Here is a 21,727-nt window from a genome sequence, read left to right on the forward strand (position 1 = left end):
TCTTTTCACCTTTATGTCCTGCCTGTTTTTCCACCCACGCCTGCACGCCTTCGCCTTGATGCTGGCCGCCCTGTGCGCCTGCACCCCAGCCAGCATGGCGCAGGTTTATGAAAAAGTCTTCAGCTTCTCCGATGCGCGGGCTGAGGAGTCGGCTAATACCCCATATTCGGGAGCATCTCCGAATAGCGTGGTGCAGGGCAGTGATGGGGATTTTTATGGCACCACCTATGAAGGTGGGGCGTCAAACTTTGGCACGGCTTTCAAAATGACGCGCACAGGAGTCTTCACGACTCTGATCCAGTTCACGGGCAACGTGGGGCCTAGTAAAGGAAGTCGGCCAAGTGGCGGGCTTCTACAGGGCAGCGATGGGAATTTCTATGGCACGACTCAGAACGGCGGCGCATCGGGCATGGGCACGGTATTCAAGATGACAGCATCTGGTGTGCTCACAACGCTGGTGGAGTTTACGGGCAATGGATCGATCAATAAAGGGAGAAGTCCTTTTGCTGGCCTGTTACAGGATAGTTTAGGAAATTTTTATGGCACAACCTATGGTGGGGGAGCTTTCGACAGAGGTACTGTATTCAAGATGACGCAAAACGGCCTACTGTCGACACTGGTGGAATTCACAGGCAACGGGACAAACAACAAAGGTAGCACCCCTCAGTCTGCCCTGGTTCAGGGCAGCGACGGGAATTTTTACGGCACTACTGAAGGCGGCTCGTCTAATCTCGGGACAGTCTTCAGGATAACGCCTGGCGGGGTCTTGACGACGCTGGTGGAGTTCACCGGTGCCGGGACAAACAATCGGGGAAGTCACCCTCAGGATGCCTTGGTTTTGGGCAGCGATGGGAATTTTTACGGAACTACCCAAACCGGTGGAATTGGTTTCGTAGCAGGTATCAGTTACTCAGGTTACGGCACGGTATTCAAGATGACGCCAGCCGGGGTGCTGACGACGCTAGTGGAGTTGACGGACAGCGGGGCTACAAACAAGGGGCGTGCTCCTTCTTCTTCCTTGATGCAGGCTAGCGATGGGAATTTCTATGGCACGACTAGCCATGGTGGTTCAGGCTTCGGAACGATCTTCAAAATGACGCCAGCTGGCATGCTGACAACACTCGTGGCATTCGGGGGGACGAACAAAGGAGTATATCCTCGTGCTCATCCTTTTCTGGTGCAGGGCAGTGATGGGAATTTCTATGGCACTACGCATAGTGGTGGTAGGACCGATCTAAACGGCGGCAATGGCTTCGGCACCGTATTCAGTATGACGCCAGCAGGGGTTCTGAAGACGCTGGTAGCGTTTGCTGGCGGAAGTCCCAACAAAGGGAGCAAACCGTTCGCTGGCCTCGCTCAGAACACCGACGGGAATTTCTTTGGAACGACCTTCGAGGGGGGCGCGACACGTGCCGGTACGGTGTTTAAGATGACGCCAGGCGGCGAGCTAACGACGCTGGTGGCCAGCGGGAGCAATTCTCTTGGTGTCTTGGCGCGTGGCATCGACGGTAGCTTTTACGGCACGACTCTCCTCGGCGGAAATGGATATGGTTCAGTCTTCAAAATGACACCCGCAGGAGGGCTGACGACGCTGGTGGGGTTTCAGATGCCTGGCAGCTCTATGGGCTGGTCTCCTCGCGCCGGAGTGGTGCAAGGCAGTGATGGAAATTTCTATGGTACAACCTCTCGGGGAGGGGGGGACGATTTCGGTACGGTTTTCAAGATGACTCCTTCGGGGGGCTTACTACGCTGGTGGAGTTCACAGGAAACGGGACGACAAACAAGGGTAAGTACCCATATGCTGGTTTGGTACAGGGCAACGATGGCAACTTCTATGGCACGACTTCCGACGGCGGAAATGGCAATGGCACGGTTTTTAAGATGACTCCTGCCGGGGTGCTGACGACGCTGGTGGAGTTCACGGGAAATGGGGCGGGGAGCAGTCCTCAGTCTTCCTTGGTGCAGGGCAGCGATGGCAACTTCTATGGCACGACTCATTACACGAACTATTTAAACGGCAATGGCACGTTATTCAGAATGACGCCTGCTGGGGCGCTTACTACTCTTATCCAGTTCACGGGTAATGGAGCGACGAACAAGGGGAAGTATCCGGACGGCGGTTTGATGCAGGACAGCGACGGCACCTTCTACGGTACGACCTATAATGGCGGTGCATCTGACTTCGGCACTGTTTTCAAGATGACCGCAGCCGGTGTGCTTACAACGCTGGTCGAGTTTGCCGCTTCCGAAGAGGGGCATCCAAACGCGGCGCTGCTTCGCGGTCTCGACGGCAATCTTTACGGCACCACGAGCGGCCCGGATGGAAGCATCTATCGGCTGATCCTTCCAGGAGCACCCCTGGTCTCCATTTCGAATGTCCCACCCGAAGGGAGCACAAGTGCAGTCGTGGAGGCGAAGATCAACGCACGTGGGGCAGCGACCATTATTTCGCTCGAATACGGAACCGACGGCGTGACATTCTCCAGCCCGATGACCGTCGCGAGCAATTTGACCGGGTTTCAATCCAAGCTGGTCGGTTCTACTTTGGTGAGTCTCACACCAGGCAGACTCTACTACTACCGCTTCCGCGCAGTGAGCAGCGCGGGGACGACAGTCAGTCCGGTGGCGAGCTTTTTCACGCTGGTGGGTCCGACTGTGACCACCACGTCAGCAAGCGCATTGGCACCGACAAGTGCACGCTTCAATGGCACGGTGAACGCGGGGAACTATGACAGTACGGTGATCTTCGAGTGGGGCACGGATGGAAATCTCTTTCCGAATCAAGTCCCTTCTGAGCCGGGAACAGTAACAGGAAGCACGGCAGTTCCAGTGAGCGTGCCAGTTGCAGGTCTGGTCAAAGGCACAACTTACTACTATCGCATCATCGCTACCAATGCTGCAGGCACTGTCGTCAGCGGCACTCAAAGCTTTCGCACTTTGACGGAGCCGACGGCGGTGATCGGCGGGAACTTCGCGCTGACGACGACAAGCGTTCGGGTGGAGGGCAGCGTGAACGCGCAGGGCAGCGACAGCAGCGTGGTCTTTGAGTATGGCACGGATGGTGTGAGCTTCCCCAACAGCGTGGCGGCCACTCCGGGCACGGTAACAGGGCAGAGCAGCTCGCCGGTGTCAGCAGTGCTCACGACGCTCTCACAGGGAGCGACGTATCACTACCGCATCCGGGCGACGAGTGCGGGCGGTGTGGGCACAAGCAGCAGTGCTTCTTTTTCCATGAACGTGCTCTCCGGCTTTGCGCAGGTGTTCCCAAATGCGCCATCGGAGTCGGAAGGCTTCCTTACGGTGAATCTGAATCCAGGCGGGATTCTGCACGGTTGGCGTTTTGTGGGTGAACAGCAATGGAGAGCCTCCGGCGTGCCAGTGGGTGGATTGACCACCGGGGATCGGGCTGTGGAGTTCAGGCCTGTGCCGGGTTATATCCATCCTCCGACAGAGCCACTGGTGAGCATTACCAGCGGTGGTGCGGCAAGGATACTGGAACGGGATTATTTTGAAACGGCCACGACAGGCAGCGGCGGACTCAGCGTGATCTTGAAACCCGATAGCATCACCACCGGCACAGGCCGTGCGCAGTGGCGGCTGCTGGGCGAAAGCGATGCACAGTGGCGTGACAGTGGAGCCACTCTGAGCGGCCTGATCCCCGGCAACTACCTTATCGAGTGCAAAGGCGTCAATGAACGGAGCACTCCGACCAACACCAACGTCACCCTCAGCGACGGCCAGACCGCTTCGCCAACCATCACCTACTTCCTGGCAAGCACTGCCACAGGTTCGCTACCCAGTGTGCTTGCCTATGAAACGGTGAGCACAGACACCACCAAGCCCTATGCCTATGTTGGCCAGATACGCAGTAACGTGGGACTAAGCAGTGGATTCGCCGTCAAGGAGCGTGTCGTGGCTACCGCCGCGCATGTCGTGTGGGATGATGGCACGCTCACCGCCGCGCAGGGGCTGCAATGGTTGTTTCAGCGGCATCGTGGCACCTATGAGCCGGAGCCAGTCATCCCACGGGGCTTTTACATCGTCACAGGCTACGACGCACAGCGCAGGCTCGAAGCCACGCCCGGCAGCTTCTCCCCGCAGGCACGCAATCTCGATGTCGCGGCCATGTATTTCCTCACCGAAGCCGCACGCACTGGCTACAGCGGCTTTCTGGCCAGTGACCTCAATGCCAATGAGTTTCTGCTCTCCAATGCCAACAAAATGCTCGTCGGTTACCCCATCGACGGAGTCGCCAGTGGCAGTCAGGGACGCATGCATGCCACCACGCCGGGCAACATCCTTTTCAATGCCGTGGGTAGCACAGCGGACATCAACCGCGTCTTCCTCACCACCGGCATACGCAGCACGGGCGGAGCCAGCGGTGGGCCGCTCTGTGTGCAATTTGAAGGCGGGAATTACTATCCAGCCGCCATCTACCTCGGCGGCACTGAACAAACCATCGTGCGCGCCATCGACAGCACGGTGATCGACCTCTTCACCCGCGCAGGACTCAGTAGTATCGACGACCTACCCCACACCAGTGGAGGCATCACGCATAGCAGTGTCAGCAATATCAGCAGCACATCGTCAGGCTCGATTCGAGTGCTCATCGAGCCTGTAGCCGCTCGCACAGGCGGAGCAGGCTGGCGGCTGGCTCCTGAGACGAGTTACCGTATCAGCGGAGCACAGCGCAGCAACCTCAGCCCTGGTAACTACATCCTGCAAATGCTCCCCGTCGCCGGGTTTGACACTCCAGCAACGCAAACCGTCGCTCTCACGGCAGGTCAGCTTAACACCTTTACCTACACTTACGCGGCTCCTTTGACCCCGCTAGAAACCTGGCGTCAGACCCACTTCGGCAGTACAGCGAACAGCGGCAATGGCGCGGACACCTTCGACTTCGATGGCGATGGCTTCACCAATGCCCAGGAATACGCCGCAGGCACGAACCCGACGCTCAGCGGCGACTTTTTCAAAGTCACCGACAGCCAGCGCAGCGGCGGTAACTTCAGCGTGAGCACCTCGGGCAAGGCAGGTCGCACCTACACGCTCCAACGCAGCACAAACCTGACGTTCTGGATAGCCGTGGGCAGCCCGCAGGGGCCGCTCGCCAGTGATGGGGCAGTGACTTTGCAAGATGCGGCGATGCCGAATGACGCGGCTTTTTACCGGATTGAGGTCACGGGGCCGTGATTCGTTGGTTTGAGGACTGGCGAAGCTCCCTCTGCGGAACTCTGCGTTCTCTGCGGTTGTTTCGGAGTCACCGCAGAGGTCACTGAGATCCGCAGAGATGATGAAATGCCTTTCGAGCGGAGTTACGATTGGATTTGCCGCGGGTAATCAGGGAGAGAACCACCTGCGCTTTCCGTTGAATCCGCACTTCGAAACCGATTGAGCCAAACCACCATGAGCACGCCCAAAGATGACAGCTTGGATGAAACGCAGGCGATGAATGCCTTTGGCGTGGCGATGCATGCGGACAAGCCGAAGCAGTGGCAGCCGCCGAGGCCGGAGGAGCTGCAGGAGATGCTGCCGGGCTACAAGATCGACAAGCTGGTGGGTCGGGGCGGCATGGGGGCGGTGTATCGCGGGGTGCAGACGACGCTGGACCGCAAGGTGGCGATCAAAATCCTGCCACCAGGCCTCGGTGAGCATGATCCGGCTTTTGTGGAGCGCTTTCTGAATGAGGCGCGGCTCATGGCGAAGCTGGCGCATCCGAATGTGGTCACGATCTACGACTCGGGCGAGACGAAGGACGGCCAGCTTTATTATGTGATGGAGCTGATGGACGGCACGGATGTGTCGCGGATGATCGCCGAAAAAGGTCGCCTGTCCGTGGAGCAGGCGCGGGCGATCTGCCTGCGTGTGTGCGATGCGCTGGCAGCGGCGCATGAGCTGGGCATCGTTCATCGCGACATCAAACCGGCCAATGTACTCGTGGGCACGAAGAACGTGGTGAAGGTGGGTGATTTCGGTCTCGCTCGGTTGGAGGATGCGCACAGCGGCCTCACTCGCACGGGTTTCATGGTGGGCACGCTTGACTTCCTCGCGCCGGAGGCGATGACGCCGGGCGTGGAGGTGGATGGGCGTGCGGATCTGTATGCGGTGGGCGTGATGCTTTACCAGATGCTCACGGGTTCGCTGCCGCGTGGAGCGTTCAAACCGGCGTCGCAACTCGTGCCGGGACTCGACCGCCATTTCGACAGCGTGATCAGCCGAGCGATGCAGACAAAGCCGGACGACCGCTACGCCAGCGCGGCGCAGATGCGGCATGATTTGGAACAACTCAGCGTGGTGCTCAATTTCCGCGACACAGCGGACACGACGATGGCGGTGCCGGTCGGCAGGCTCACGGCGGAAAACATCGCACAGAGACCGGTGACGAAGATTTCGAGTGTTTCGCCGAAAAGCGGTGAGCAGGCCATTTCGCCGACTCAATCAGCCGCGAAGGCGAAAAAGAAGCGCTGGCTCAGCGAGGCAAAGACACGCTGGGCGGCCACGCTGCTCGCCATCGTGCTCAGCGCGGCGGCGGGTTATGTGGCGCTGCGTCGCGTGGGCCAGGGCGTGGTCACACTGAGCTATGATCTGCCGTTTCTGGTGCATCGGCCCGGTGGCGCAGGGGATGTGTGCATGGTCTATCTGGAGGAAAAAGTGGGTGATAACCTCGACCGCAAGGTGCAGCCCGCTTTGCTCGATAAACTAGCCGCCGCCGGCGCTCGTGCGGTGGTGTATGATGTCATCTTTGAGGCAAACTCGGCAGATCCGGCGCTGGACGCGGCCTTTGCGGAGTCGATGAAGAAATACCGCGCCGGTGGTGGTGTGGTGATGCTGGCCGCTGGCCGTGAGGTGACACAGCAGGCCGGTGTGGCGATGGAGCGGCTCATCATCCCGAATGACACGCTGCTGGATGCGGCGGACGATTACGGTCTCGTGGCGCTGGTGCATGATGATCGCTTCACGGTGCGCGAATTGATCGCCGGAACGCGTGATGAGGCCTCTTTGACCTGGAAAACGGCCCAAAAGCTCGGCGCACCGCTGGATGAGGCCAATCGGCTCGATGACCGCTGGATCAACTACACCGGCCCGCATGACGCGATCCCGTCCGTCTCGGCGAAAAACGTGCTCGATGGCGTGGATGAGGCCTTTTTCCGTGGGAAGATCGTCGTCATCGGCGGGAAGCCCGGCATCGTGAGTCCCAAGCTGGGCGAGGATTTGTTCAGCACGCCGTTTCATCGCCTGGATCGTCGTGGCAACGTGCCGCTGATGAGCGGCGTGGAGGTGCAGGCCAACATGCTCGTGAATCTCCTGCGCGGAAACTGGCTCGTGCGCAGTGGTGACCGCGCCGACCTGCTTTTCGTGCTTTTCATCGGCCTGGCGGCTGGATGGGCCTTTTCACGGTTGCGGCCCTTCACGGGCTTTTTGCTGGCCTTTGCTGCGGTGGTGCTGCTGAGCCTCGCGGGGGTGCTGGCCGTGCATTTTGCCAGCGTGTGGTTCCCGTGGAGCGTGGCCGCGCTGGTGCAGCTCCCCGTGGCGCTCGTGGCGGGCACCGGGGCGCACTTTACATCGAGCGGCACTTCCGGGTGAAGCTCGACGCGGAGCAGAAACGCCTGCGAGAGGCCTTCTCGAAGTATCTCTCCCCGCGCATGCTCGAACGGATCACGGACGAAGGCTTCGCGCTCGATCCCGGTGGCGATAAAACGATGGCCGCGATGATGTTCACGGACATCGAGAATTTCACCGACATCTGCCAGCGGGTGCGAGAGCCGATGCACATCGTGGAGCACCTCAACGGTTACTTTCAGCGCACCACCGACCGCGTCTTCAACCACGACGGCGGCGTGATCAAATTCATCGGCGATGCCATCTTTGCCGCCTGGGGCGTGCCTTTTGATGATGAGGACGCCGCCTTGAAATCCGTCCGCGCCGCGTGGGAGCTGCATGAAAACGCTGGGCTCAAAATCGGCGGCGAGCCGCTGCGCACCCGCGTGGGCCTGCACTATGGCGAAGTCGTCGCGGGAAACATCGGCAGCACGAAACACATCGACTACACGCTCATCGGCGACGCGGTGAACCTCGCCAGCCGAATCGAGGGCCTGAACAAAGCCCTCGGCACCAGCATCCTGCTCAGCGATGCCGTGCAGGAGCACATCCGCGGCGAGTTTTGCACCCGCCGCGTGGGCCAGTTCCGCGTCAAAGGCCGCGTGGACACCACCACCGTCTTTGAACTGCTCGGCCCCGCCAGCAGCACCGAGCTGCCCGAGTGGGCTCTGAGCTACGAAGCCGCCCTGAACGCCTTCGAAAGCGGCAACCGCCCCCGCGCCAAGGAACTCTTCGAACAGACCAATCGCCTCCGCCTCGATGCGCAAGGAGACGGCCCCTCGAAGTTCTTCCTGGAGCACATCGCCAAGAACGAAAGCAGCGTGGCGGGTGTGGTGGAGCTGAGGGAGAAGTAGCGGGATACAGCGTAGGGCGAAGAGTCAGAGGTCTGCCGACAGGGTGAGAGGGCTGGAGCAAGGAGCGGAGGGAGACTTTGGAGTGTTACGATACACCCCAGACCGGGTATATGTTAGCAATGCCCGCTTGGACGGGCCGTTCCCATGCCCTTTTCTCTTCCATCCACCTCCGCCCCCCCCCACAGGCCTGTCCCCAAAGAAAACATCGCCACGGGTGGTCGTTTGACTATGATTCACCTAGTTTTCGACCTCTTAGTCCGATAGGAGATAACCGCGAGAAGCTATTTATTACCTTATGAATCCAACGCTGCCTCATTTTGAAAAGCCGCTGCTCCATGGAGGCCGGAGCTGGTGTGGAATCATCTTCGGCGCTCTGTGGGTAATGGCAACTTGCGGACCAGCTACGGTTTCCGCCGCTCCTGGTGACCTAGACACGACCTTTAACGGTTCTGGAAAGGTCACGACATCTGTAGGTAGCGGCACGGACGACAAGGCCTTCAGTGTTGCTGTTCAAGCTGACGGGAAGATTCTTGTTGCCGGGTACTCTCACAATGGAACGAATAACGATTTCGGCTTGGTGCGTTACACAAGCTCGGGCGTTTTAGACTCCACCTTTGGCACTGGCGGGAAGGTGACGACATCTGTGGGTAGTGGTGCCACAGGTGGAGCTGGTTACGGAGTGGTTGTGCAAAATGACGGGAAGATTCTTGTCGCGGGCAATAGGTGGAACGGCAGCAATTACGACTTTGCGTTGGTCCGCTACACAAGTGCAGGAGTGTTGGATGGACAGGTCACCACCTCATTTGGAAGTAGCAGTGATGATGGCAGGAGCGTGGCGCTGCAAAACGATGGGAAGATCATTGTGGCTGGCTGGTCTTCTGTCTCAAACGGCTTCGCTCTCGTGCGTTACACTAGCGCCATGGCTTTGGATACGAGCTTCGGCACAGGCGGCTTGGTGTCCTTGGCCATTGGTGGAGGATCAGGTTTAAGCGTGAAGGTGCAGGGAGATGGGAATATCCTCGTGGCGGGTTATTCATCCAACGGGAGCAACGACGACTTTAAGTTGGTGCGATACACAGCCACAGGGACTCTGGACACTGGTTTCGGCACTGGCGGTATAGTGACCACCCCCATTGGTAGTGGCAATGACCAAGCCTTTAGCATGGCACTTCAGAACGATGGGAACATCGTCGTTGCAGGGTTTTATAGAAACGGCAGCAGCAATGACTTTGCGCTCGTGCGCTACACAAGCACAGGGGCGTTGGACACGAGTTTTGGTAGCGCTGGCATAGCCACCAACCCAATTGGTAGCGGGGACGACAATGGTCAAAGCGTGGCAATCCAAAACAATGGGAAAATCATTGTCGCAGGAAGCTCTTCTGGAGACTTTGCACTGGTGCGTTACACAAGTGCGGGGGCACTGGATGCGAGTTTTGGTAACAGCGGGAAGGTAACTACCCCCATCGGCAGTAGCGGCGATTATGGCACAAGCGTGGCGATCCAGAACGATGGGAATATTGTCGCTGCTGGCTATACCTACACTGGCACTAGGTATAGCTTTGCAGTTGTTCGGTATATCGGCGATTACCCTGAAATTGCCATTGAGCAGCCTGCAGCAACGAATCTGACCGATGGAGCATCAACGATTGATTACGGCTCTACCGCAATCGCCTCGGCTGGAGTCACCAAGACCTTCTCGATCCGTAATCTGGGGACTCTGGATCTCACCGGCCTCGCCGTGACCAAGAGCGGGACTAATGCGGCGGATTTCGTGATCAATACGACTGGCATGAGCACTTCGCTCGCCCCGGGTGCCAGCACAACTTTCAGCGTTACCTTCAACCCGTTGCAGGCTGGCGGAAAAAACGCATCCATCCAGATTGCCAGCAATGATGTGGACGAGAATCCCTTCGACATATCTCTCTCTGGCGCAGGCAATTTAGTGGCTTCGTTCAGCTCCAAGGCGACGGTGCCTGTGACCTCCAACGGCTTCACCGCTACGGGCAGTACGGTCAATCTGACGCTCAACTACGCCCCCACCACCGGGGACGAGCTGCTCGTGGTGAACAACACCAGCTTGGATCCCATCAATGGCACCTTCAGCAACCTCGCCAACGGCCAGACGGTGACGTTGAGCTACGGCGGGGTGAACTACGACTTCGTGGCCTACTACTACGGTGGGGAGGGCTACAACGACCTCGTGCTGCTGTGGAAAAACCGGCGACTCATGGCGTGGGGTTTCAACAGTTCAGGACAGTTGGGGGACAACAGTGTTTCCACACGCAATAGCCCTGTGCCGGTCAACAATGTTGGTGGGACATCTGCGCTAGCAGGGAAAGACATTGTGAGCATCGTCACAGGGGCGTTTCATAGTTTGGTCCTCTGCACCGATGGAACCGTTCTGGCCTGGGGTGATAATGGATTCGGTCAATTGGGGGACAATACTATCGTTTCACCTCGAAGTGTGCCCGTGGCGGTAAACTCGTCATCAGGAGTCTCAGCTCTTTTTGGCAAGCGTGTGGTGGCTCTGGCGGCAGGCTCTTACTTCAGTGCTGCTCTCTGCTCGGACGGCACGGTGGCGGCTTGGGGATCGAACAGTTGGGGGCAACTGGGGAATGGCACGAGCGGTAACACCACCCGGGTTCCGGGTGCCGTTAGCACGGAATTCGGTCAGTCGGCACTCTTTGGCAAAAGAGTCACTCAAATATCGCTCGGCGGTGAATACTGTCTGGCACTAGCAACAGACGGCACCTTGGTATCTTGGGGATACAATTCGCATGGCGGGCTTGGTGATGGCTCACAGACGCACCGTTTTCGCCCAGTCCTAGTTGCTACTGGTTCTGGCACCTCCGCGCTTTTTGGAAAAACTGTCCAATCAGTGGCAGCTGGTGAGTCACATAATTTGGCGCTCTGCACGGATGGAGTTCTGACTTCGTGGGGAAACTATGGAAACGGGAGGCTTGGCGATAACAGTGACAATATCTTCCGCACGTCTCCTGTTTTTGTGAACATAGATCAAGGCTTGTCAGCTCTATACAATAAGAGTGTCGCCACGATGGCTGGAGGATCATCCCATACGGTGGCGCTTTGCACCGATGGTGCCATGACGGCATGGGGGAGTAATTTAGCCACCCTTGTTGGTTCCACCAACAGCTTTGTTCCAGTGCTCGTGAATGCATCCACCAATGGCTCCGCTCTGATTGGAGTCACACCGATCAGCGTTTATGCGGGATACCGCCGCAGTCTTTCGCTCTGTTCGAATGGGGTTATTGTGGCGTGGGGCAATAACTCAAAAGGAGAGTTAGGTACGGGGGAACCAGGCGACCCCACGTTCACCGTCCCAGTGCTCGTCAGCATGAGCTCCATGACCTATGGGGAACGCTTTGTCGCTGCTGTTACCGGTGCTCGCAGCGAGCACAGTCTCGCCGTCGTGGCGACGCCGCCAGCGTTTCCAGAGATTGGCGTAGAAGCGACAGAAACTGGGGCTTTGGCGGATGCAGTTGGGGCCGTGGATTTCGGCACGACGCTGATCAATACTGCTGGGGCCACAAAGACCTTTACGATTCGGAACACAGGAGGAGCCGATCTGACGGGACTGAATGTCACGAAAAGCGGGGCCAATGCATCAGAGTATGTGTTGGGGAGCCTCGGGGCTACGACATTGGCTCCTGGTACGAGTACCACATTCACCGTCAGCTTCATGCCAACGACCGTCGGAGCGCATGTCGTCGCAGTCCAGATCACCAGCAATGACGGAGATGAAGCCCCATTTGACATCACGTTGAATGGCAATGCATCCGGGGCATTGACTGCCGATTTCACCTCTGGCAGCCAGATCGCCCTCACCACGAATGGCTTCACCGCCACCGGCAGTACGGTGACGCCCACGTTGGGCTATACGCCCGCGCTTTTCACCGTCCTCACCCTGGTGAATAACACCAGTGCCAATCCCATCAACGGAACCTTCACGAATCTGGCGCAGGGCCAGCTCGTGACGCTGGTTTACAACACCGTGGGCTACGAGTTCAACGCCGACTACTTCGGCGGCGATGGCAATGACCTCGTGCTGGTGCTGCAAGGGCCGGGGGTGCTGGATTACAGCTTCAATGCCAGCGGCAAGGTGAAGACTGCCATTGGTAGTGGGAATGAGCAGGCGTGGGATGTCGCGGTTCAGGCGGATGGAAAGGTTGTGGCCGTAGGATGGTCTTACAACGGTAGTAGTGATGATTTCGCAGTGGTGCGTTACAATACTGATGGAACGCTGGACTCGGGCTTTGGAACGGGAGGCAAAGTGACTACCTCCATAGGTAATGAAAGCGATCAGGCCTATGGCGTGGCGGTGCAGGCGGATGGGAAGATCGTTGTGGCAGGTTTTTCGACCAATAGCGGTGTGCAGCATGTCGCCGTGGTGCGCTACAATACCAACGGCACCCTGGACAATACGTTCGATAACGATGGTAAAGTGGTTACCCCGGTCGGGACGACTTCCGAAGGGCGAGCAGTCGTGCTGCACGAAGATGGCAGAATTTTTGTGGGAGGTGACTACTGGAACGGGACGGACACCGACTTCTGTGTAGTCGCCTACAACAAGGATGGGAGTTTGTTCCCTGACTACTTGGGAAGCCTATCAACACTCTCGCAGCCCGGCAGGAATGACGAAGCTACTTGTCTCAAATTGACGCCGGATGGACGTGTTTATCTGGGAGGCTATTACCAAGTCGGCAGCGATCGTGTGTTCACTCTTGCTCGGTTGGCCCACGGAGGCTGGCTGGACTCCAGTTTCGGCAGTGGCGGCTGGGTGACAACACAGGTTGGCGCATCGGACTTTGGTCGTGCACTTGCCCTTCAGTCTAATGGAAAGATCCTGCTCGCGGGTAATGCACCAGGAGGCGGAGGACATGATGCGGTGATCGTCCGCTATAATTTCGATGGCACGCTGGACACGACGTTTGATGGCGATGGTTTGGTGGGAATCGCCTTTGGCGGCTACGGCGACTACGCTTACAGCGTGGAACTCGATTGGAGTGGTAAAATCCTCGTCGGAGGCATCACCGAAGATGGCGTGGCTGAAAACTTCCTTCTGGCACGCCTGCATACGAACGGGGATCTCGACACGAGCTTCCACGGCTCAGGTAAACTGAGCACATCATTTGGGGCCACAAGCTACGATCATGCTTATGGCATGGCACTGCAGCCGAACGGGCGCATCGTCCTCGCCGGAATGGCCTCCAGTGGTGGAAACTCGGATTTTGCGCTGACGCGCTACCTCGTTGAAACAAGCCATGAGGCAGTTTTCACATCTGAAACGAGCACCCCACTGAATGCTGCCTTGATCTTTGGTGAGGGGCTAACGCTAAATCCGACGCTCGGGTTCGCGCCCGCTCCAGGGACTGAACTGCGCCTTATTAACAACACGGGATCGCACCCCATCCAAGGAACCTTCACCAATATTGCCAATGGGGACACGGTGCCGCTGACTTATAACAGCGTGTCTTACAACTTCATCGCCAACTACAGCGGCGGCACGGGCAATGACCTGACGCTGCTGCTGCCGGGTGCTGGTGGGCCGGATGTTACCTTCAATGGAAGCGGGCGCTTCCGATTTGGAGGATCGAGCAACATCGATAGCGCCAATGGAATTGCGATACAGCCGGATGGAAAGGTGGTGTCAGTTGGCTACGCCTTTCAAGGCGGCTTCAACTACGACGCTGTTGTGGTGCGCCATAATCCTGACGGGTCTCTCGATGGCAGCTTTGGAGTCGGGGGAGTGGCCACCAAGGCCAATGCGGGAGCGGCTTGTGTAGCGCTGCAAAGCGATGGTCGCATCGTCTTAGGAGGCGGCGGCGGCTCCGACTTTCTCATGATGCGTTACCAAGCAAACGGTTTGCCAGACAACAGTTTCGGCAATGCGGGAACTGTTTCCACGGACTTTGGTGAAAAGGAAAATTGTACAAAGCTTGTGGTCCAAAAAGACGGGAAGATCATCGCAATCGGACAGTCCGAGAACTGGGATAAGCCAAGAAAAATAGCGGTTACCCGCTATAACACAGATGGAACTCTCGACTTGTCTTTTGGCGGCACGGGCAAGTTATTGACTTCGTTTGCAGGCGACTACGATGTTGTCACAGATGTCGCTCTGCAGGAAGATGGGAAGCTTCTCGTTTGCGGCTATTCTGGAGGAAATGCGCTCATTCGATATAATCAAGACGGCACCTTGGACACCAGTTTTGGAGGAACGGGGCGTGTAACCATTCCATTGGGAGAACAATATTCGGGCGGGCCTTGTTTGTGCCTCCAGCGCGATGGTAAGATTATCGTGGCTGGTGCCCTGGGCATGGAATTCGGATTCGCCCGTTACCATTCAAACGGTGCGCTCGACACCAACTTCGCTTCCGGTGGTTCCAGGACCGTGTCCATCACCAGCGGCAGGGATTATGCCATTTCCGTCGGCATCCAAGCGGACGGCAAGATCGTCGCTGGGGGGCGTGCCAACGTCGAAAATCGATTCCTAGCGGACTTTGCTGCTGTGCGCCTCGATTCAGAGGGAAACCTCGATCCCAGCTTTCATGGTGGCGGCAAGGCAATGATTTCAGTGGGTCATTCAGACGATTTTTGCCACGACATGGAGATCGCACCGGACGGCAAGATCGTCATGGCGGGTTATTCCTTCAACGGGAGCGAAGATTTTGCCATGGCTCGACTCGGGGTCGAAATGTCGAGCAGCTTAGTTTTTAACTCGGCCTCAGACGTGCCATTGCGATTTCAAGGATGTATGGCCACAGGCCGCACGCTCAACATCACGCTCAACTTTACGCCGACTCCAGGCTCGGGCCTCAAGGTCTTCGAGAACACCTCTTTGCAGCCGATTTCGGGTGAGTTCGTGAATCTAGCGCAGGGGCAGACGGTGACGCTCAATTACAACAGCGTGAATTACGTCTTTGTGGTGAACTACTTTGGCGGGGATGGCAACGATCTGGTGCTTGAGTGGGCTTATACACGGCTGATGGCGTGGGGCATCAATTCGGGTGGGGCACTGGGGATCAGTGGCACAGCGGCACAGGCGAATATGGCAACGCAGGTGGTGGCGACGCCTGTGATCGAAGGAAAGACGATCTTCTCAACCACCACCGGGCGTGATTTTAGCCTTGCCGTGACCTCAGACGGCACGGTAGCGGCTTGGGGGATGAATTCGGACGGGCAACTCGGCAATGGCAATACCGCGAATGCGCCACTGCCAGTGGCGGTGACGATGAATGGCGTGTTGAGTGGGAAAAAGGTGATCGCCGTGTCGGCAGGGTGGAAGCACAGCCTAGCGCTGTGCTCGGATGGCACGGTAGCGGCCTGGGGTGACAATGCGTACGGTCAGCTAGGGAACAACAGCACGCTGGACAGTGCCACGCCAGTGCTGGTGAACATTGCGGGGGTGTTGGCGGGACGCCGTATCGTGGCGGTGGCGGCGGGCTACTCTCACAGCGCAGCGCTTTGCTCCGATGGCATGGTAGTGTGCTGGGGCGATAATGATTCCAAGCAACTCGGCAACAACCTCACGGCGCGCAGTTCTGTGCCGGTGGAGGTGGTGACGGGCGGTGTACTGGCTGGGAAAGCTGTGAAGGCTATCGCGGCTGGCTACAGCCACACGCTGGCTCTTTGCGCCGATGGCACGGTGGCAGCGTGGGGGTCGAATGCGAACAAACAACTCGGCAATAACAGTACTGCCAACAGTGGTGTGCCGGTGGAGGTGATCACGTCGGGTGCGTTCAGCGGAAAATTCGTGGTGCAGATCGCGGCGGGTGGCAATGGCAGCATGGCACTGTGCTCTGACGGCACGCTGGCCGCGTGGGGTCACAATGATCGCGGGCAGATCGGCAACAACACCGTTGGAACCAGCTATGGCGTGCCAGCAGCAGTCGATTTGACAGGAGTGCTTGCAGGGAAAACGATTACCGACATTCGAACAGGCTTCCGGCACAGGATGGCTCGGTGCTCGGACGGGACGGTGGCGGCCTGGGGCTGGAATCAATTCGGTCAGCTCGGCAACAACAGCGGCGTGGACAGTGCTGTGCCAGTGGCTGTCTCCGCGACGATGTTGGGAGTCGATGAGAGTTTTGCCGCCATCGCGGGTGGTGCCTACACGGATCATGTGGTGAGCATTGTCAGTGCCGGTCCACCTGCGCCGATGATTCAAGTAGAAACGACAGAGGGTGTGATCTTGGGCGATAATGCAGTGAGCGGACCCAATTACGGAGGCATCGTCGTGGGTAGCACGAAATCACAAACTTTCATCGTGCGAAACACTGGTGCGCTGACTCTTTCAGGCATCGCCGCAAGTTTCTCGGGGGTGGGACAGAGCCACTATACAATCACTCGTCAGCCTGCGACCACACTGGCACCGGGCGATGCGACGAGCATCACGTTTGCCTTCACCCCGGCGAGTTATGGCGGTAAACCAGTGACACTAAGCATCGCCAGCAATGCGGCCGGGGCATTGAACCCATTTGAGCTTAATATCAGCGGAACGGGCGACCCCGAACTCTATGCTTCCTGGCTCACTGGTACGGAGATTCCAGCGCAGGCAGGCACCTTTGATTCCAGCAGCAAAGAGGTGATCTTTAATCTGGGATTTGCGCCTCCGACAGGCACCACGCTGACGGTGCTTAACAATACAGGCACGGGATTCATTGACGGCTACTTCGACAGCTCGGTTTACGGCCAGTTGGTGCAGGGACAAGACGTGGAACTGGAGTACAACGGCACCACCTACACCTTCGTGGCAAACTACTACGGCGGGGATGGCAACGATCTGGTGCTGCAATGGGCGGGCGCACGGCTGTTGGCCTGGGGAGCGGGAACCAGCGGCAGTCTCGGCAATGGCGCTTTTTCCAATAGCAGCATGCCGGTGGTGGTGAACATGACGACTGGTGCATTGGTAGGCAAACGCATCCTTTCAGTGACCTGTGGAACCAATCATAGTGTGGCCTTGTGTGCGGATGGCACGCTCGCTGCCTGGGGTAGCAATGTGAGCGGCCAGTTGGGCAACAACAACGCGACTGGCAACAGTGCCACGCCGGTTGCGGTGCTCACCACCAGTGCCGCGCTGTTTGGCAAGGTCGTGGTAGGCATCGCGGCGGGGGCGGACTTCACCCTCGCGCTGTGCAGCGATGGCAAGGTAGCCGCATGGGGACGCAACATCGAAGGCCAGCTCGGCAACAGTGATCTAGGGGTGAACAGTCCTGTACCGGTGCTGGTGACGGCAAATGGCGCCTTATCAGGAAAGATCGTCACCGCCGTCGCGGCTGGTGGCACCCATGCGCTGGCGCGCTGTTCTGACGGCACGGTGTTTGGCTGGGGCAGCAATGGTGGGGGGCAGCTCGGCAATGGCGGCAGCACGAACGCCGGAGCGCCAGTGGCGGTGGACATGAGCGGGGTGCTGGCCGGCAAACAGGTGAGTCGCGTGGCCGCTGGATATACGCATAGCTATGTCGTCTGCTCAGATGGCACGCAAGCGGCCTGGGGGGATAATGGCTTTGGTGCGCTGGGCAATGGCAGCACCACGAGCAGCACGCTGCCCGTGCTGGTGGACATGAGTGGAGTGCTCGCTGGACGTGCCACAGCGCAGCAAGGAGCCGGACAGTTCCATGCCGCCTGGCTCGGCACGGACGGCATGTTAGCCGCCTGGGGACGCAACAACAACTCGCAGCTTGGTATCAGCACGGCGACAACTTATATCCAGGTTCCGTTCGCCGTGCCCATGACTGGAGCGCTGGCGGGGAAGACTGTCACTATGCTCGCAGTCGGCCGACAGCATCACATTGCGCTACTGTCAGACGGCACCCTCGCAGCGTGGGGATTGGCCGGTTCCGGTCAGTTGGGTCATGGTTCCACCGCGCCATCACCAGTGACCTCTCCCGTGGCCGTCAGCGCCGCAGCACTCGCACCCGGCGAGAAAGTAGTGCGGGTGACATCCGGCACGGGGGCCCTGCATAACATCAGCATGATCGCCGTCCCCATCGCCCCGCCGGCTGGCACGCCGGTGGTCAGCACCAGCGCCGCCACCGCGGTTGATAAAACCATCGCGACACTCAACGGCCTTATTAATCCCAACGGCTCAGTTACGAGTGTGTATTTCCAGCTCGGCACGGATGTCAGCTACGGCCTACCTGCCACCACCTCGCAGCCCTTCAGCGGTAGTACGAACCAGACGGCCACGCAAAACATCACCAGCCTTGAACCGAATACGATCTACCACTACCGCATCGTCGCCAGTTACAACGGTGGCGGCAGCTTCGTGTATGGTGACGACCAGCAGTTCACCACTCTGACTGATCCACCCTCTGCTCTGGCCAGCGCCGCGTCAAATGTCGCCAACAACAGCGCCACATTGAATGGATCGGTCAATCCGAACGGGCGTGTCACGAAGGTGCGCTTCCAGCTCTCGACAAATGCAGGTTTTACGTCCGGGGTAAATGAATTCAATGTAGCCGATGTGTCGGCGGGTATGAGTCAGGTGCCGGTAAGCACGGCTGTTTCAGGACTGCTTCACGGAACCACCTATTACTATCGGGTCTATGCGGAGAATCCGGCCGGAGTTGTGGATGTGCCCAGTTTGAACGTGGTATCGTTAACCACTACGAGCGTGGGCATCGCCACTCAGGCTCCCACCATCTCCGGTACGACAGCGGTGAATATCACCACCAACAGTGCGCGGCTGCAAGGCAGCGTGAATCCGCACGGGGGCATCACCAACGTTTTCTTTGAGTACGGCTCTCCGCCCAGTTTCGGCACGAATTCCATCAACTACAGTGCGGGTAGCGGCACCTCGCCGCAAAATATGACCCACGACATCACCGGTCTGCTACCCGCCACGCAGTATCATTTTCGGCTAGTGGCGGAAAATAATTTCAACAACAGCACCACGACAACCGGTACGAGCATCACCTTCACCACGCTGCCGCTGCCGCCTGCCGTGGAAACGCATGCGGCGGCGGCCTTGAGCACGACTGGTGCGCGGATGAACGGCAAAGTGAACGCCCAAAACGGCAGCGCGATGGTCACCTTTGAGTGGGGGACAGACGGCCTAAACTTCCCGAATTCACTCACCGCCACACCTTCTCCTGTGACGGGCAACACGTTGACGGATGTCAGCGTCGATCTGGCAAACCTCGCGCAGTTCACCACCTATCATTTCCGTGTGAAGGCCACGAGTGCTGGAGGAACGACCACCGGCAGCGTGCTTACCTTCCAACCGCAGATCATCTCCGGCCTGTTGCAGCAGTTCCCAAACGCGCCGCCTGCCTCGAATGGCAGTCTGACGGTCATCTTGACGCCGACGAGTCCGCTCAACGGCTGGCGCTTTGTGGGTGAACATCGTTGGCGTGCCTCCGGCGAGACGGCGAGCGGTTTGGTGCTGGGATCACGCGTGATCGAGTTCCGCCCGGTGCCCGGCTACCTCCAGCCGGGAGCGGATGCGGTGAATGTCACCTCCAGCGGCCAAGTGGCGGACTTTGAATATTTCTCCACTCCTTCCGCTGGCAGCGGCGGCATTCTCATGGTGTTGAAGCCGGACACACTGGCGCAGGCCACGCTGGAGGCGGATCGCAGCCAGTGGCGGCTGCTCGGTGAGACCACCTGGCGTGACAGCGGCACCACGGCCACATTGCTTCCTGCGGGCAGTTATCTTGTGGAGTGCAAGGCCGTCGCCGGTTATTCAACTCCTGCTGTGGCAAGCGTGACAGTCAGCAGTGGGCAGACGGTGAATCCCACCTTGGTGTATTTCACCGCCAGCAGTCCCACGGGCCTCGCGCCGAGCGTGCAAGCCTTCAGCACCGTGTCCACGGATACCTCGAAGCCTTACGCTTACGTAGGCCAGATCCGCAGCAACGCCGGATTGAGCACCGGATTCATCGTCAAACCGCGCGTGGTGGCCACCGCCGCGCATGTGCTGTGGGATGATGGCACGCTGTCCGCCGTGCAAGGCGTGCAGTGGATGTTCCAACGTGATGCGGGCACGCATGATCCTGTGCCGCAGGTGCCGCAGGGTTTTTATACCTTTGACGGTTACGCAGCGCAACGCATCGCGGATAACACGCCCGGTCAGTCCTCTCCACAGTCACAGCATCTCGATGTTGCGGTCATCTACTTCAACACCAACGCTGGACGCGACGGCTACAGCGGCTGGTTGGGCAGTGATTTGAGTAACAATGAGTTCCTGCTTTCCAGTTCCAGCAAAATGCTCGTGGGCTACCCGGTGGACAGTATCGACCCGGCCTTGCAGGGCCGCATGCACACCACCACGGCGACCAACATCAGCTTTACCAGCGCTTATGGCCGCACTTACACCACCAGCGGGCTGCACAGCTTCGGGGGCAACAGCGGCGGCCCTCTCTGCGTACAGCATACGAACGGAAGCTGGTATCCCGCCGCCATCTATCTCGGCGGCACCAACCAGACCGTCGTTCGTGCTATCGACAGCGATGTCATCGAGCTGTTCAACCGTGCGGGCACCAGCAGCACCGGCGGCGGCAACAACACCGGTGGCGGCATCACCCACACAGGCTACACAGCGGGTGGCACAGCGAGCACCGGGGCGCTTCAAATCAACATCTCACCCGCTGGCAATGGCTGGCGACCTGTTGGTTCGACCAAGTCCTTCACTCCCAGCGGCAGCACGCGTTCAGCGCTGACTCCCGGCACCTTCTTCATCGAGTTCACGCCTGCGGCAGGTTACCAAACGCCTGCGAATCAATCTGTGCTCGTCGTCGCAGGCAGCACGCAGACCTATAGCATCGACTACGTCGCAATTTCGACCCCGCAGGAAAGCTGGCGTCAAACTTACTTCGGCAGCACTGCCAACAGCGGCAACGGTGCCGACGCCTTCGACTTCGATGGCGACGGCTTCACCAATGCCGCCGAATACGCCGCCGACACCAATCCCACACTCAGTAGTGACTTCCTCAAAGCCGAAAACCCGCAGCGCGGCGAAAACACCTTCAGCCTGAGCGCCGCTGGCAAAGCCGACCGCACTTACTTCCTAGAACGCAGCTCCTCCCTCAGCGCGAACTCTTGGATCACCCTCACCTCCAACGGCCCGCTTACCGCTGACGGCCTCGTGACGCTCACGGACTCCGCCAGCACCGGTGGAGCGTTTTTTTATAGGATTCGCGTCACGGGGCCGTGATGGCTGGTTTTATGTGTAACATCTGATTCTGAGCCGGGTATCCGGCCAAATGAAGCAAGCTGACACCCAAAATGCCACTGACTGATTCCATAGACAATCC

Annotated in this window: 5 protein-coding genes; all 5 read left to right on the forward strand. The window is 58.6% G+C overall.

The annotated features are described in order from the left end of the window. The first annotated feature begins 13 nt into the window (after positions 1-13). The 5 genes from IPK32_09795 to IPK32_09815 all read left to right on the forward strand — a co-directional run bounded on the left by IPK32_09795 (position 14) and on the right by IPK32_09815 (position 21,627). A complete protein-coding gene (locus IPK32_09795) occupies positions 14-1,885 on the forward strand; it encodes a hypothetical protein (protein MBK8092247.1) in 1,872 nt (623 codons plus the stop codon). Further along, positions 1,807-5,193 carry a hypothetical protein gene (locus IPK32_09800; protein ID MBK8092248.1) on the forward strand — a complete coding sequence of 1,129 codons (3,387 nt, stop codon included), beginning with the start codon at positions 1,807-1,809 and terminating at the stop codon, positions 5,191-5,193. Before IPK32_09795 ends, IPK32_09800 begins: the two co-directional genes overlap by 79 nt. Positions 5,194-5,406: 213 nt before the next feature. Beyond that, positions 5,407-7,584, forward strand: coding sequence for a protein kinase (locus tag IPK32_09805; protein ID MBK8092249.1), 2,178 nt, complete (start codon positions 5,407-5,409; stop codon positions 7,582-7,584). Then, positions 7,581-8,453 carry an adenylate/guanylate cyclase domain-containing protein gene (locus tag IPK32_09810; GenBank protein MBK8092250.1) on the forward strand — a complete coding sequence of 291 codons (873 nt, stop codon included), beginning with the start codon at positions 7,581-7,583 and terminating at the stop codon, positions 8,451-8,453. Before IPK32_09805 ends, IPK32_09810 begins: the two co-directional genes overlap by 4 nt. A 295-nt stretch (positions 8,454-8,748) precedes the next feature. Next, a complete protein-coding gene (locus IPK32_09815) occupies positions 8,749-21,627 on the forward strand; it encodes a choice-of-anchor D domain-containing protein (GenBank protein ID MBK8092251.1) in 12,879 nt (4,292 codons plus the stop codon). Positions 21,628-21,727 lie beyond the last annotated feature (100 nt).

It is taken from the genome of Verrucomicrobiaceae bacterium (assembly GCA_016713035.1).
Taxonomy (GTDB): domain Bacteria; phylum Verrucomicrobiota; class Verrucomicrobiia; order Verrucomicrobiales; family Verrucomicrobiaceae; genus Prosthecobacter.

Excerpts from the sequence above, each read along its gene's own strand:
- IPK32_09805 (MBK8092249.1), top strand. The coding sequence starts at position 5,407 with ATGAGCACGCCCAAAGATGACAGCTTGGATGAAACGCAGGCGATGAAT.
- IPK32_09795 (MBK8092247.1), top strand. The coding sequence starts at position 14 with ATGTCCTGCCTGTTTTTCCACCCACGCCTGCACGCCTTCGCCTTGATG.
- IPK32_09815 (MBK8092251.1), top strand. The coding sequence starts at position 8,749 with ATGAATCCAACGCTGCCTCATTTTGAAAAGCCGCTGCTCCATGGAGGC.